Origin of the sequence: Variovorax paradoxus (genome assembly GCF_024734665.1) — a bacterium.
In the GTDB taxonomy this organism is placed as follows: domain Bacteria; phylum Pseudomonadota; class Gammaproteobacteria; order Burkholderiales; family Burkholderiaceae_C; genus Variovorax.
In genome coordinates this window covers 581,734-596,617 of the sequence record NZ_CP102931.1, presented here as the reverse complement: position 1 = coordinate 596,617, position 14,884 = coordinate 581,734, and the positions used below count along the sequence as shown (strand labels likewise).

Annotated in this window: 11 protein-coding genes; 3 read left to right on the top strand and 8 right to left on the bottom strand. The window is 66.5% G+C overall.

Going from position 1 to position 14,884, the window contains the following annotated elements; translation table 11 throughout:
• Nucleotides 1–47 precede the first annotated feature (47 nt).
• The 6 genes from NWF24_RS02790 to NWF24_RS02765 form a co-directional block, all read right to left on the bottom strand.
• On the bottom strand, nt 48–6,179 hold the full coding sequence (locus tag NWF24_RS02790; protein ID WP_258352888.1) for an Hpt domain-containing protein: 6,132 nt from the start codon (nt 6,177–6,179) through the stop codon (nt 48–50).
• Nucleotides 6,180–6,213: 34 nt separating this feature from the next.
• A complete protein-coding gene (locus NWF24_RS02785; protein ID WP_258352887.1) occupies nt 6,214–8,526 on the bottom strand; it encodes a methyl-accepting chemotaxis protein in 2,313 nt (770 codons plus the stop codon).
• 42 nt (nt 8,527–8,568) lie between these two features.
• Nucleotides 8,569–9,102, bottom strand: coding sequence for a chemotaxis protein CheW (locus tag NWF24_RS02780; RefSeq protein WP_093056631.1), 534 nt, complete (start codon nt 9,100–9,102; stop codon nt 8,569–8,571).
• A gap of 19 nt (nt 9,103–9,121) precedes the next feature.
• A complete protein-coding gene (locus tag NWF24_RS02775; protein WP_093056632.1) occupies nt 9,122–9,487 on the bottom strand; it encodes a response regulator in 366 nt (121 codons plus the stop codon).
• Entirely contained in the window at nt 9,487–9,885 is a 399-nt protein-coding gene (locus tag NWF24_RS02770; protein ID WP_021012487.1) for a response regulator, read from the bottom strand. Before NWF24_RS02770 ends, NWF24_RS02775 begins: the two co-directional genes overlap by 1 nt.
• Before the next feature lie 84 nt (nt 9,886–9,969).
• Nucleotides 9,970–10,140, bottom strand: a complete 171-nt coding sequence (locus tag NWF24_RS02765; protein WP_007838397.1) for a rubredoxin — start codon at nt 10,138–10,140, stop codon at nt 9,970–9,972.
• A 111-nt stretch (nt 10,141–10,251) separates the two neighbouring features.
• On the opposite strand from NWF24_RS02765, the gene thiD reads away from it, so the two are divergent.
• From thiD to NWF24_RS02750, 3 genes are read left to right on the top strand one after another with little or no spacing between them, the layout of a single operon-like run.
• Nucleotides 10,252–11,214: a bifunctional hydroxymethylpyrimidine kinase/phosphomethylpyrimidine kinase gene (gene thiD, locus NWF24_RS02760; protein ID WP_093056633.1), complete on the top strand. Its 963-nt coding sequence runs from the start codon at nt 10,252–10,254 to the stop codon at nt 11,212–11,214.
• The gene (hemL, locus tag NWF24_RS02755) at nt 11,214–12,494 is read left to right on the top strand and encodes a glutamate-1-semialdehyde 2,1-aminomutase (RefSeq protein WP_258352886.1); all 1,281 of its coding nucleotides are present in this window, start codon (nt 11,214–11,216) and stop codon (nt 12,492–12,494) included. Before thiD ends, hemL begins: the two co-directional genes overlap by 1 nt.
• 3 nt (nt 12,495–12,497) lie before the next feature.
• A complete protein-coding gene (locus NWF24_RS02750) occupies nt 12,498–12,980 on the top strand; it encodes a hypothetical protein (protein WP_258352885.1) in 483 nt (160 codons plus the stop codon).
• Between the two features lie 33 nt (nt 12,981–13,013).
• Here the strand turns inward: NWF24_RS02750 and purH are convergent, their stop codons facing one another.
• Both purH and NWF24_RS02740 read right to left on the bottom strand, forming a co-directional pair.
• On the bottom strand, nt 13,014–14,621 hold the full coding sequence (gene purH / locus NWF24_RS02745; protein WP_258352884.1) for a bifunctional phosphoribosylaminoimidazolecarboxamide formyltransferase/IMP cyclohydrolase: 1,608 nt from the start codon (nt 14,619–14,621) through the stop codon (nt 13,014–13,016).
• 16 nt (nt 14,622–14,637) lie between these two features.
• Nucleotides 14,638–14,874, bottom strand: a complete 237-nt coding sequence (locus NWF24_RS02740; protein ID WP_007838304.1) for a Fis family transcriptional regulator — start codon at nt 14,872–14,874, stop codon at nt 14,638–14,640.
• Nucleotides 14,875–14,884: the final 10 nt, after the last annotated feature.

Sequence of the window (14,884 nt, the reverse complement as noted above, 5' to 3'; positions counted from 1 at the left end):
AAAGGGCCCGAAGGCCCTTTTCTTTATCGCTGCCTGAAAACCGCGCGTCAGGCGGCGGCCGCCAGCGTTGTCGACTCGCTCGTGTACGCACGCACCAGGCGCAGCAGTTCCTCTTCCGAGTACGGCTTGCCGAGGTAGTGGTTCACGCCCAGCGTGCGCGCATAGTCGCGGTGCTTCTCGGCGATGCGCGAGGTGATCATGATGATCGGCAGCTCGGCCAGTGCGGCGTCGGCGCGGATGTTGCGGGCCAGGTCGAAGCCGTCCATGCGCGGCATCTCGATGTCCGACAGCACCACCGCCGGACGTTCCTGCTGCAGCCGTTCGAGCGCCTGCAGGCCGTCGGCCGCGAGCGACACGCGATAGCCTTCGCGCTGCAGCAGACGCTGCGTGACGCGACGCACGGTGATGGAGTCGTCCACCACCAGTACCAACGGAATCTGCGGCGCCACCGGGGCCAGCACCGGCAACGGCTCCTGCGGTGCGCCACCCTGCTCGGCCGTGGCCGATGCGGCATGCGCCGGCGCCACCAGCGCGGCGGCCTGGCGCTGGCGCGCCTGCTCGCCGTGCACCGCGGCCAGCGCCACCGGGTTGTAGATCAGCGCCACCGCACCCGAAGCCAGCACAGAGATGCCGGCCAGACCGGGCAGCCGCGCGAGCTGCGGGCCGAGGTTCTTGACCACGACTTCCTGGTTGCCCAGCACTTCGTCCACGTGCAGGGCCACGCGCTGCGCGGCGCTTCGCACGACCACGATCGTGTTGTTCTTGGCGCCCGCATGTTCGCTGCGGGTCGAGGCCTGCAGCAGCGCGCCGGCCCAATAGAACGGCACCTGTTCGTGGCCGAAGGGGTGGCTGTTGTGCAGGTAGGCGGCCTCGAGGTCGGTTCCTCCCACGCGTTGCACCAGTTCCACCAGGTTCGATGGCACGCCGACCGACACCTCGCCCGCGCGCAGCATCACCACGTGCGTCACGGCGGTGGTCAGCGGCAGCACCAGCTTGAAGGTGGTGCCCTGGCCCGGGTTGCTGTGCGTTTCGATGCGGCCGCCGAGCGCCGCGATCTGCGCGCGCACCACGTCCATGCCGATGCCGCGGCCGGCCAGTTCGGAGACCTGGCCCGCCGTCGAGAAGCCGGGCTTGAAGATCAGCTCGGTGGCTTCTTCGGCCGACAGTTCCTGGTCGTGGCCCAGCAGGCCGAGAGCGCGGGCGCGCTCGGCGATGCGCTTGTTGTCGAGGCCGGCGCCGTCGTCGCGGAAGCTCACCGAGACGTCGTTGCCTTCATGGTGCAGGTCGATGACGATCAGGCCGCTGGCGTCCTTGCCGGCCTTCTCCCGCACAGCCGAATCTTCGATGCCGTGGGCCACGCAGTTGCGCAGCAAGTGCTCGAAGGCGGGCGTCATGCGGTCCAGCACGCCGCGGTCCATTTCGATGGAGCCGCCGACGATGTCCAGGCGCACCTGCTTGCCGGTGTCCTTGGAGGCCTGGCGCACCACGCGATAGAGGCGGTCGGAGATGCCTTCGAACTCCACCATGCGCGTGCGCAGCAGGCCGCGCTGCAGTTCGCGCGTCTGGCGCGCCTGCACGCTGAGGTCGTCTTCCGTCGCCTGCACCGTCTTTTGCAGCGTGCGCTGCACGGTGGCCACGTCGTTCACCGACTCGGCCATCATGCGCGTGAGTTCCTGCACGCGGGTGAAGCGGTCGAACTCCAGCGGGTCGAAGCCCTGCTGCGAGTCCTTGGCTTGCGCCAGGCGGGACTGCATCTGGCTTTCGGCCTGCACTTCGATGTCGCGCAGTTGCTGGCGCAGGCGGTCCAGATTGCCCGTGAGGTCGGACAGCGATCCGCGCAGCTGGCCGAGTTCGGCTTCCAGGCGCGAACGCGTGATGATGACCTCGCCGGTCTGCGCGACCAGGCGGTCGAGCAGCTGGGTGCGAATGCGCACGGCCTGGCCCGTTGCCGCGCGCAGAGGCGTGAGCAGTGCGGGCGCGGGGCGCGGTTGCAGCGTCGTGGGTGCAGCCGGTGCGGCAGCGACGGACTCTTCGTCTTCCAGGCTCGCCACGGGGGCGGCGGTTTCGTCGTTCGCCGGCACGCCGGCTTCGGGCGCCACCTGCAGCAGCTGGGCGGCGGATGCGGTCGCGGTGGCCGCGGCCACGATCTGGGCCAGCTCGACCTGCGTGGCATCGTCGGCCGCGCGCAGCGCGTCGAAGGTGGCCTGCAGGGCGTCGAGGCGCGTCAGCAGCTTTTCGATGTCGGCCCGTTCCGCGCCCTGGGAGCCCAGGACTTCGATCTCGGACTCCATGCGGTGCGCGCGCTCGCCCAGGCGCATGGCGCCAGCCAGTCGCGCGCTGCCCTTGAGCGTGTGCAGCGTGCGCAGCACCGAGGCGCGCGGCGCGCTGTCGTCGGGGTGATGCGCCCATTGGCGCAACGCCTCGCCGAGCTGGGGCAGCAGTTCGGCAGCCTCTTCCTCGAAGATCGGGAACAGGTCGACGTCGACCGCGTCGGCCAGGTCGATGGCGTCTTCGGAATCGTCCAGCGCCACGTCGGCGACAGATTCGCTGACCACCACCTGCTGTAGCGGCCGGACTTCGGCGCGCATGGCAACTTCGGTCGGCATCGGCGAATTGGCGATGTCGCGCAGCGCCTGCAGCGTGCCTTCGGCCGGATCGCGCAGGAAGCCGACGGCAAACTGGTGCAGCAGGCGGCGCAGCTCGTCGGCCGCGGCCACCAGCACCATGCCCTGCTCACGCGTGCCGCTGCCCTGCATCTGCAGATGCTGCAGCGCGGCTTCGAACAGGCGGGCCATGCCCGACAGGCTGTGGAAGCCGACCGTGGCCGAGCTGCCGGCCAGCGAGTGGGCCAGCGCGACGGTCGAGTCGGGCAGGCGTTCGTGCGATTCGAGCGCCCATTCACCGACGTCGGTGGCGAGCTGGCGCGACCACTCGTCGGCCTCGTTGAGGTAGACGTTGTAGAGCTGAATGCCGATGCGCAGCGGGCCGATGACCTTGACCTGGTCTTCGGCGCTTTCCTGCGGCGCGACGGGCGCAGCGGCCACGACGGGTTCGGGCGCTTCTGCTTCTGTTTCTTTGTCGGCAACGAGGATCTGCGCTTCTTCGGGCACCGGGGGTGCTTCGAAGATGGGCACGACCACTTCTTCGGCAACCGCCAGGGCAGGCAGTTCGGGCTCGGGCTCCGGTTCTGCTTCGGCCACCGGTTGCGGCTCGGGTGCGGCGACCGGCTCTTCTGGCTCTTCTTCGTGCAGCGGCAGTGCCGCGGCTTCGATGACTTCGGGCTCGGCTGCAACAACAGCAGCAGCCTGCACGGGCAGCGGCTCGGGCTCCCAGTCCAGGTCGGGCAGGCCGGCCGTGGTCGGCACGGTGGCCTCGATCGATTCGATGACTGGAGCGGGCTCTGCCGGCTCCGGCTCGGCGGCCGCTGGAGTCTTCGCAGGGGGCGCCAGGAAATCGAACTCCTCGCCGCTCGGCAAGGCTTCAAGCGCTGCAGGCTCGGTGGTCTGCTTCGCTTCGAAATCGATGAAGTCGGTCGATGCGAAATCGTCGTCGGGCTCGGGCGTGGCAGCCTTCTCGGGCTCTTGCCAAGCCACAGTTTCGAACGGCACCTCGGGCGCTGCGACCGGTGCGGGTGCGGGTGCTTCCGAGATGAGCGACAGGTCCGGCAGATCGGGCAGTTGCAGGGGCGGCAGCTGCGCCGCCACCGGCGCCGCAACCTCGAGCGGTGCGGGCGCGGAGTGAGGCGCTTCGGCCGCGATGTGGCGCGCGGCGACCGCCAGGGCCTCCGCATCGGCCACGCGCACCGGCGGGGGCACGGGCTCGCCGGCCAGCAGCGCGTTGGCCACGCGGCTGAACGGTGCCGATTGCCAGCCGTGCGCAGAGCCCGAGGCGATGGCCTCGACCCACTGGCTGAAGTCCTTCATCGTGCGTTCGGTGGCCGAGAGCAGTTCCGGCGTGGCGGCACGCTGGTCGGCCAGCCAGGTGTTGAGCACCTGTTCGAGCGACCAGGCAGCGTCGCCGAAGTCGGTGAGGCCGACCATGCGCGAGCTGCCCTTGAGCGTGTGGAAGGCACGACGCAGGATCGTGAGTTCTTCGGTGTCGTCCGGGTAGCTGGCGAGTTCGGCAATGGCGGCCAGGCCGTTCTGCACCACCTCGCGGGCCTCGTCGAGGAAGATGTTCTGCAGGTCGTCTTCTTCGAGCTCGGTGACTTCGGTGTCGGGCAGCGCGGACGGACCGGAAATCTTGTTCGTCCAGCTGTCGGCCTTGCTGCTGAATTCCTCGATCGGCGAAACCTTGGCCTTGCGGTTGGGCGTGGCGAGAGCGGCGAGCTTCGAGGCGATCTGTGCGTCGACCTCCTCGATGCTGAGCACGGCCTGGGCGACCGGCGCCGGGCTCGGCGCAGCGCCGTCGGCAACCGCGCTGTCGGTGGCCTGACGGCCCATCAGCGGCTTGAGTTCGCCGGCTTCGGCGTCGAACACGAACAGGCGCTTGGCCAGTGCGGGCTGGTAGCCCAGCATGTCGATCAGGAAGCCCAGCGCGCCGAGGTTGTTGCCCAGCGCGTCGAAGCCGGCCATTTCTTCGGCTGGCGAGGTGCTGACGAGCATCGCCTCGACGTCGTCGCGCATGCGCTGCACGGTGAGCGCGGCCTGGTCGAGGCCGAGCACGGAGAACACACCGCGCATCTGCAGGAGTTGCGTCGGCACGGTGCGCAGCAGGCCCTTTTCGGCCGGGCGGCGGAAATACTGGTCTAGCGATTTCTCGAGTTCGCTCAGGTGGCTGCGCAGTTCGTCGACCACAGTACCCATGGTCTGGCGGTCGCTCACGCGGCGGTAGAGGTCTTCCATCCACGGCTCGAGCGGCTCGGAATGGCCGCCCGCGCGCACGCGTTCGATGCGGCCCGCCAGTTGCAGGGTGCGCGAGGTGAGCTGCGGATCGCTGGGGTCCAGGTCTTCGAGCGCGGCTTCCAGGTAGAGCACCGAGGTGGCGACTTCCATCGCGAGTTCGGTGCCCGGGGCCTGGCCGGAGCGCACGGAGGCTTCGACCGAATGGGTCAGCGCCTGCACCATCGGCAGGCTCGGCGGGTGCAGCTTCTGCAGCGATTCGCCGAGCTGCGCGAAGGTGTCGGCCACCTGGCGCGTGCGGGTGATGTCGCCGCCCGAGAGGCCCGACCACATTTCCTTGGCGGTCTCGATGCGCTTGCGCGCCTGTTGCAGCACCAGCGGATCGAAGCGGCCGAACTGCTCGACGGTGTAGTCGATGCGCTGTTCGCCAGCGATGCCCCAGGCGCTGCGCACGGTGCGCAGCGTGGCCGCGTCGTCGCTGGCGGCGGGTACGGCCTGCGCGCAGAAGAACAGCAGGTCTTGCCCGAGACGGTCGGACACGAGGCTGTCGCCGCGCGCGAGCGTGGCGTACTGCAGCAGCACGCGCGAGGCGGCGCGCTTGACGTAGGAGTCGGGCGTGATCAACCCGGTGGCCAGCGCTTCGAAGAAGCCGGCGGCCAGGGTCCAGAAGCTGGCGACGCGGGGCAGCAATGCGCCGCGGCCGAGCCCCAGGCACAGCGCATGCAACCGCCGGGCGGCCTGCACGTCGCCGGTCTTGACGAGTTGCAGCACTTCGCGGTCGAGCTTCGAGCGCACGGCCGGGTCATAGGCGATGGCGGCCTGCGTCGGCGCGGGCTTGATCTCGACCCAGCGCCAGACGGTGCTCCACAGGTCGGCCGGGTGAACGCGCTCGTTGCCGACGAGCTCCAGCACGTCGCGATACTGGGGAAACAGCGCCACCGACGACACGGGCTTGCCGGCCAGCAGGGCGTTGAGGAAATCGGTGACGGCGAAGCCGGCACGCTCGATCTTGACCACCGCGGCATCGGTGCAGCGCTGCGGTTCGGCGATGAAGCCCTGCACCGCGAACTCGATGGCGCCAAGCACCAGCGCGGGCGAGGCATGCCCCACCATCTGCAGCGCGCCAACGGCCTGGTGCAGTTGCTGGCGGGCCATCTGCAACGGGCCGGCCTCGGGCTCGGCCGCAGCGTCCACGTCGCGCACGAAGCGCCGCAGCGACTTGCCTACACCGTCGAGGGATTTCTGGATTTCTCCCAGCACCCAGGCCAGCGGCCCGAGGTCTTCGGTGGCCGGCACGTTGCCGGCGAGGGGGGCCGTGGCAGGGGTTTGAATCGACACGTTGGGTGCTCGCCGTTCTTATCTATCTTGTGGGTCAGGCAATCTTGAAACGAGCCACCGAACGACGCAGCTCTTCGGCCATCTGCGACAGTTCGCGCACCTGCTGGGCGGTGGTGCGCGTACCTTCTCCGGTCTGTTCCGTCACGGCAAAAATGTGCTGGATGTTCGCGGCCACCACGTTGGCCGAATCGGCTTCGCGGGAGGCGGATTGCGAAATCTGCTCAATCAGGTCGGCGAGTCGGCGCGACACGCGGTCGATCTCGGACAGCGCGGTACCCGCGTTGTCGGACAGCTTGGCCCCTTCGACCACACCCTGCGTGGAGCGCTCCATGGCGCCCACGGCATCCTGGGTGTCGGTCTGAATCGCCTTCACCAGCGCCGAGATCTGGCGCGTAGCGTCTGCGGAGCGTTCGGCCAGTCGCTGAACTTCTTCCGCCACCACCGAGAAGCCTCGTCCGGCTTCACCGGCCGATGCGGCCTGGATGGCGGCGTTCAGGGCCAGCACGTTCGTCTGTTCGGTAATGTCCGAGATCAGCTCGGTGATTTCGCCAATCTCCTGCGAGGATTCGCCCAGGCGCTTGATCCGCTTGGAGGTTTCCTGGATCTGGTCGCGGATGGAGTTCATACCGCCAATGGCGTTCTGCACGGCCTGCAGACCCGAGGATGCAGCCTGCAGCGACTGGCGCGCCACCGTGGCGGACTCTTGCGCCTGGGTAGACACGCCGTTGATTCGCTCGGCCATGGTCAGCACCGACTGGCCGGTTTCGCGAATTTCGCGCAGCTGTTCGGTCGAGGCGGCGAGCAGCTCGGTCGAGGTGCTTTCCACCTGCGACGTCGTCTGCGCCACGCGGGTAGCCGTGTTCTGCACGTTGCCCACCAGCAGTCGCAGTTCTTCCACCGTGTAGTTCACCGAGTCGGCGATAGCGCCGGTGATGTCCTCGGTCACGGTGGCTTCCTGCGTCAGGTCGCCTTCGGCCACTGTCTGCAGTTCGTTCATCAGCCGAAGAATGGCGGCCTGGTTGGCGTTGTTCACGCGGCCGGCTTCGTCGGAAGCCTGCTCGGCAGCCAGACGTTCGCGTTCGGCGACGGCGGCACGTTCGCGGCCTTCGCGCACCTGCACGAAACCGATGGCACCGGCAAGTGCCAGGGCGGCCAGCGACAGCACGAACAGCAGCACGATGGTGCCGGCGCCCAGGCCGGTGCGTGCGGAGAGCTTTTCCTGCAGGTCGCCGAGCGACTTACGCAGCGGCTCGCTGTCGGTCAGGATGGAAGCCTGCGCTTCGCGCGCCGCCACCAGACCCTGCAGGTTGCCCAGAATGGCCGAAGCCTGTGTGCGCATCTGCTCGTAGGTCTTCAGGATGGCTTCGAGCTGCTGGCGGGTCTGCGGGTCTTTCGAACCGGGGAAGCGCTGCTGCGCGTTGCCGTCGAGCAGGCCGCGGGTGGTTTCCTGGAAGGTGTTCAGGTCCTTGCCCAGCAGGAACACGGCGTCGGGGTTCACGCCCTCGACCGTGAAGAACTCGTTGGTCGACTTGCCGATGCGCTGCGTCAGCATCACGAGCTGGCCGGCGGCCGAGATTTCAGGCAGCGTGGCGTTCTGCTGCATCTTCAGCGACGCGACGGTTTCCGTCATTTCGAGCAGCGTGGACGACTGCTGGTTGATGTCGCGCAGAGCGGCACCCACCTGCGTCAGGATCTGGCGCTGGGCCAGCACGGCCTTGGCGCTGGCGTCGGCGCGGGTGACGAGAGGATTGATCTTGTTCATCTCCTCGTCGTACTGGTTGCCCACGCGTTCCAGGCGCAACGAGTCGTCGCCGTTGGTCAGGCCCTGCACGCGGCGCGAGAGGTCGTCGGCGCTGTCCTTCACTTCGACGAACGCCGAGGCGCTGCCAACGAGGGCCTGCGAGATCGACTTGGCAAGACGCTGCGACTGCATCAGCGACTGGCCGGTGGCCGCCACCTGCTGCGCCAGGCGTTCCGCGCGAAGAATGGCGGAGCCTGCAACCAGCAGCAGCAACAGCACCACGACGGCCAGCAGGATGGCCAGGATCCGCTGCTGCCTCGCCGGGTTGGAGCCCGCGCGGCCGCCGGTGGTGTCGGGCACCGCTTCGGCAGCCGTGGCGCCCGGCTCGTTGGCGGCGTCGCCGCCGCCCGGCAGGTCGAGCTCGCCGAAGCTGGTGTCCGTGGTCGCGGCACCTTTCCTGGCGAGGCGCACGGTTTTCTCGTCCGGAACCTGGACGGTGTCGACATCGTCAAGCGATATCGTGGAACCGGAGCCATCGACGCGGGCCTTGTCGTTCCCGTTGTTCACGGGCAGTAATTTCTTGAACTTGTCGGCGATCGAGCTCACGGTCGGTCCTTCAGGTGGTTTCCGGTACGGCGTGCGGGAGCACTACGCACCAATACTCAAAAACTGGGGTTGCTGCGAAAGCGCTTGCAGGTTGACTTCCTGCCAGCGCTCCCCCGCTGCATCGGTAAACAGATGCCCATGCCAGGCAGGTGCTTCTGCGCCAGGAGGCTCGGACGCCGTGAAGGCCTCCGCCCCCCGCAACCCCGCCAGTCGATCGACCAGCAATGCGCAGTTGACTTCGAGCAGCTCGTTGAAAGCAACGAGCCGCGACTGGATGCGCGCCGCCTCGGTGGCGGCCAGCGCGACTGGAACGCCGGAGGCGAATGCCGACAGCTGCACCACGCCGTAGAGGCCGCCGCGCAGGTTGGCAACGCCGAGGAACCACGGCTCCGTGTAAGGCACGGGCTGTGGCGGCGTCCAGGGAAAGATTTCGCCGGCGTGTCCCAGCGGAAAGAGGTATTTGCCCTCGCCCGCCTCGACCGCCAGCCACGTGGCGGCCACGCCCGTCGTGCGAGCGGCCTGCAGGCGGCTCGCCAGCCGGGACTGGAAGGCTCTCAGAGCATCGCGATTCGCCATGGACTCGGCAGGCTTTCGCTCAGTTCAGCGCGCTGATCTTGGACATCAGGTCGGCTGCGTTGACCGGCTTCACGATGTAGTCGCGTGCGCCCTGGCGCATGCCCCAGACGCGGTCGGTTTCCTGGTTCTTGCTGGTGCACAGGATGATCGGGATCGCCGCGTACTTCGGGTCACGGGCGATGGCGCGCGTGAGCTGGAAGCCGTTCTGGCCGGGCATCACGACGTCCATGAGGATCAGGTCGGGGTGGTCTTCTTCCAGGCGGCGCATGGCGTCGTCGGCGTTTTCAGCCGTCTTGACGGCAAAGCCGTTCTTCTGGAGGAGGTCGGTCAGGAACACCAGTTCCGTCTTGGAGTCGTCGACGACGAGGATTTTGCGAATAGGCATTACTGCACTTCCTGTTGAACGATGCCAAACTGCTGCACGGCCTGCAGCAGCTGGTCTTTGGTGAAAGGCTTGGTCAGGTAGTCTTGCGATCCGACCATACGGCCGCGGGCCTTGTCGAATACACCGTCTTTCGAAGACAGCATGACGACCGGAACGTTGGAAAAATGGGCGTTGCGCTTGATGATGGCGCAGGTCTGGTAGCCGTCGAGCCGCGGCATCAGGATGTCGCAGAAAATCAGATGCGGCTTGTGGTCGTTAACCTTGGAGAGCGCGTCGAAGCCGTCCTCCGCAAGAAGAACCTCGTGCCCACCCTGCTTCAGAAAAATCTCGGCACTGCGCCGGATGGTATTGCTGTCGTCGATGACAAGCACCTTGTAACCTGATCCATTCGGGCCCATTGCAAACGCTCCTGCTCATGAGACTTGGAAGCCCGCCGCGCCGAACATCGACGCAGACCGCGTAGCTCTATCTATGCCATGCTTTCAGATTTCAACCATTTCGAAGTCTTCCTTGCGCGCACCGCACTCAGGACAGGTCCAGTTCATCGGCACATCGGCCCAGGCCGTGCCTGCCGCGATGCCGTCTTCCGGTACACCAACCGCTTCGTCATAGATCCACCCACAAATCAGGCACATCCAAGTTTTCGTATTCATCGGAGCTTAAAGTCCTTGTTCATTAAATGCAACGAGTGTATCTATGCGTATCTCACTGGCAGACGGTAAACGTCGCGCCTATGCCACCATCCAGGGGATTCCGCCCGGCGTATGACCATCTACTTACTTCCAGCAGACAAAACCCGCAAACCGGGCGATCTTAACGACCCCTCGCAGGATGAAGGCGAGCTGGCCGAACGCGACCTGAATCCCCCCTGCGTGCTGGTCTTCAACGCCAGCGACCCCAGCGGGGCGGGCGGGCTGGGCGCCGATGCCCTCGCCATGGCGTCGGTGGGCGCACACGTCCTGCCCGTCGTCACAGGCGCCTACGCCAGGGACACGGCCGAGATTTTCGACCACTTTCCCTTCGACGAGGAGGCCATCGCCGAGCAGGCGCGCGCCATCCTGGAGGACGTGGAAGTCCAGCTGATCAAGGTGGGCTTTGCCGGTACCCCCGAGGCCCTGAGCACCATCGCCGAGACCGCCGCCGACTATCCCGAGGTGCCCGTGGTGGCCTACATGCCCAACCTTTCGTGGTGGGACGAGAACCTGATCGAGCCCTATCTGGACGCTTTTCGGGAACTTGTTTTGCCTCAGACGACGGTGTTGGTTGGAAACCACAGTACTCTGTGGCGCTGGCTGCTTCCGGACTGGAACGGCGAGCGTCCGCCCGGCGCGCGCGACATTGCGAAGGCCGCCGGCGAGTTCGGCGTGCCCTACACGCTGGTAACCGGCATGGTGCTGCCCGAGCAGTTCATCGACAACGTTCTGGCCTCGCCGCAGTCGGTGCTCGCCAACGAGAAGTACGAACGGCTCGAAGCCGTCTTTGCCGGCGCCGGCGACACCCTGTCGGCCGCGCTGGCCGCCCTGCTGGCGAGCGGCACCGACCTCGTGGCCGCGACCACCGAGGCGCTGGCCTACATGGACCGCTGCCTCGACGCGGGCTTTCGCCCCGGCATGGGCCACGTGCTGCCCGACCGCCTGTTCTGGGCCGAGCCCGAGGACGACGAAGACGATGAAGACCCGGACGCCGCACCGGACTTCGCCCTCCCCCCACACGACACCCGACACTGATGACCGACCGCAACGACATTCTTTTCGAGCGCGCCCGCGCCGTGATCCCCGGGGGCGTCAACTCGCCCGTACGCGCCTTCAAGGCCGTGGGCGGCACGCCCCGCTTCATCCAGCGCGCGCAGGGCGCCTACTTCTGGGACGCCAACGACAAGCGCTACATCGACTACATCGGCTCCTGGGGCCCGATGATCCTGGGCCATGGCCACCCTGCCGTGGTCGAGGCGGTGCAGAAGGCCGTGCTCGAAGGCTTCTCGTACGGCGCGCCGACCGAGCGCGAAATCGAATTGGCCGAGGCCATCCTCGCGCTGGTGCCGTCTATGGAGATGGTGCGGCTCGTAAGCTCGGGCACCGAAGCCGCCATGAGCGCGCTGCGCCTGGCGCGCGGCGCCACCGGCCGCAAGAGCATCATCAAGTTCGAGGGCTGCTACCACGGTCACGCCGACGCACTGCTGGTAAAGGCCGGCTCCGGCCTCGCCACCTTCGGCAACCCGACATCGGCCGGCGTGCCGCCCGAGGTGGTGCAGCACACCATCGTGCTCGAGTACAACAACCTGCAGCAGCTCGAAGAAGCCTTCGCACTGCACGGCAACGACATCGCCTGCCTGATGATCGAAGCCATTGCCGGCAACATGAACTTCGTGCGCGCCACGCCCGAGTTCGCCAAGCGCTGCCGCGAACTCTGCACGCAACACGGCGCCCTGCTGATCTTCGACGAGGTGATGACCGGCTTTCGCGTGGGCCTGCACGGCGCGCAAGGCGTGCTGGGCATCAAGCCCGACCTCACTGTTCTCGGCAAGGTCATCGGCGGCGGCATGCCTCTGGCGGCCTTCGGCGGGCCGCGCGCGATCATGGAACAGCTCGCGCCGCTGGGTCCGGTCTACCAGGCGGGAACGCTGTCGGGCAATCCGGTGGCCACGGCCTGTGGCCTCGCCACGTTGAAGGAAATCGCCAAGCCCGGCTTCTATGAAGCGCTCGGCAAGAAAACGCGCACGCTGGTCGACGGCCTGAAGGCCGCCGCAGCAGCCGAAGGCCAGCCCTTCAATGCCGACAGCGAAGGCGGCATGTTCGGCTTCTTCCTGATGAAGGACCTGCCGCAAAACTATGCCACCGTGATGACAACCGACAACGCGAAATTCAATGCGTTGTTTCACGGTTTGCTCGATCGCGGCGTGTATATTGCCCCCGCGCTTTACGAAGCAGGCTTCGTGAGCGCAACCCACAGCGACGACGACATCGCCGCCACCATCGAAGCCGCAAGACAAATCTTCAGGACGCCCTAGCCCATGAACTCCCTGCGCACGTTGCCGGTCCTGAGCATCGCTCTTCTCATTCCCGGCTTCGCATCAGCGCAAGAGTCCTTCGATCCGAAGAACATCTGGATCAACCCAGGCTTCTATTCGGCGCACTTCGACGGCGGCAAGGGCTTGGAGAACGTCAACCAGGGGCTGGGCTTCGAGTACCCGCTGAACGACACCTTCCGCGTCACTGCGGGCACCTTCCGCAACAGCGACCGCCGGCAGTCGAACTACGTGGGCCTGTACGCGCTGCCCTTCGAGTTCTATGGCGTGAAGTTCGGCGCCGTGGTCGGCGGCTTCGACGGCTACCCGAACTACCGCAACGGCAACTGGTTCCCGGCCATCCTTCCGGTGGCGGCCATCGAAGGCAAGAACTGGGGCCTCAACATCGCCTACGTACCGACGATCAAAAACCGGCTGTACGGCGCCATCACCTTCCAGCTGAAATACCGCTTCGGCAACCACGAGTAAGTCTCGCGGCCGCCGAACCCCGCGTTCCGCCGATCAGTGGCGGAAGTGACGCACGCCCGACAGCACCATCACCACGCCGCGCTCGTCGGCGGCATCGATCACTTCCTGGTCGCGCATCGAGCCACCCGGCTGGATGACGCAGCTCGCGCCCGCATCGACCACCACGTCGAGGCCGTCGCGGAACGGGAAGAAGGCGTCGCTGGCCACTGCCGTGTCCTTCAGCGAAAGGCCGGCATGCTCGGCCTTGATGCTGGCGATGCGCGCCGAATCGAGGCGGCTCATCTGGCCCGCGCCCACGCCCATGGTCATGCCGTTGGCGCAGAACACGATCGCGTTGCTCTTCACGTACTTCGCGACCTTCCATGCGAACAGCAGGTCTTGCAGCTGCTGCGGCGTGGGCTGCTTCTTGCTGACCACCTTGAGGTCGCTGGCCGCGAGCTCATGGTTGTCGGCGGTCTGCATCAACAGGCCTGAGCCGATGCGCTTCACGTCCATCGCATTGCGGCCGTTGTCCCAGTCGCTCGCGCCGCCCGGCGGCAGCGATATCTTGAGAATGCGCACGTTCTGCCGGTTCTTGGTCGCCTGGAACAGCTCCAATGCCTCGGGTGTGTAATCGGGCGCCATCAGCACTTCGACGAACTGCTTGGAGATCTCCTGAGCCGTCGCGCCATCGACCGGACGGTTGAAGGCGATGATGCCGCCGAAGGCCGAGGTCGGATCGGTCTTGAAAGCCTTGCCGTAAGCCTCGGCAGCATCCTTGCCGATGGCAACGCCGCAGGGGTTGGCGTGCTTCACGATCACGCAAGCCGGCACGTCGAAGCTCTTCACGCATTCCCACGCGGCATCAGCGTCGGCGATGTTGTTGTAGCTCAGCTCCTTGCCCTGCAGCTGCTTGGCCGACACGAGCGAACCGGGCGCCGGATGCAGGTCGCGGTAGAACGCGGCCTGCTGGTGCGGGTTCTCGCCGTAGCGCAGGTCTTGCACCTTCACGAAACGGCCGTTGCTTTGCGCGGGGAACAGCGAGCGCTTGGGCGCGGGCTGGCCGATGCTGGCATCGAAATCGATGGCCGAGAGGTAGTCGCTGATGGCGCCGTCGTAGTCGGCGATGCGGTTGAACGCTGCCACCGAAAACGCGAACTTGGTCTTGTCGCTGAGCTTGCCGTCGGCCTTGAGCTCGGCGAGCGCCACGGCGTATTGCGACGCGTCGGTCAGCACACCCACGTCCTTCCAGTTCTTGGCCGCGCTGCGCACCATGGCCGGGCCGCCGATGTCGATGTTCTCGATCGCGTCTTCGAGCGTGCAGCCGGGCTTGGCCACGGTGGCTTCGAACGGGTACAGGTTGACCACCAGCAGGTCGATGGTGTCGATGCCATGTTCCTTGATGGCCGCCACGTGCGCGGGCAGGTCGCGGCGCGCGAGCAGGCCGCCGTGGATCTTCGGGTGCAGCGTCTTCACGCGGCCATCGAGCATCTCCGGAAAGCCGGTGTGGTCGGCAACTTCGGTGACGGGCAGGCCGGCATCGGCCAGCAGCTTGGCAGTGCCGCCGGTGGACAGCAGCTTGATGCCCAGCGCATGCAGCGCCTGGGCGAATTCGAGAATGCCGGTCTTGTCGGAAACGGAGATGAGTGCGGTCTGGGCCATTGGATATGCCGTGGAGTTATTTCAAAAGTTTGTGTTCAACGAGCTTCTTGCGAAGCGTGTTGCGATTCAGGCCCAACCATTGCGCGGCCTTGGATTGATTGCCTTCCGCACGCGTCATCACGACGTCGAGCAGGGGTTTCTCGACCACACGCACGAGCATTTCGTACATGCCGTCGGGTTCGGTGCCACGCAGATCGCGAAAGTAGCTGTCCAGACTGGTGCGCACGCAGTCCTCGATATGTTTCTTGCTCATTGCTTCTTCT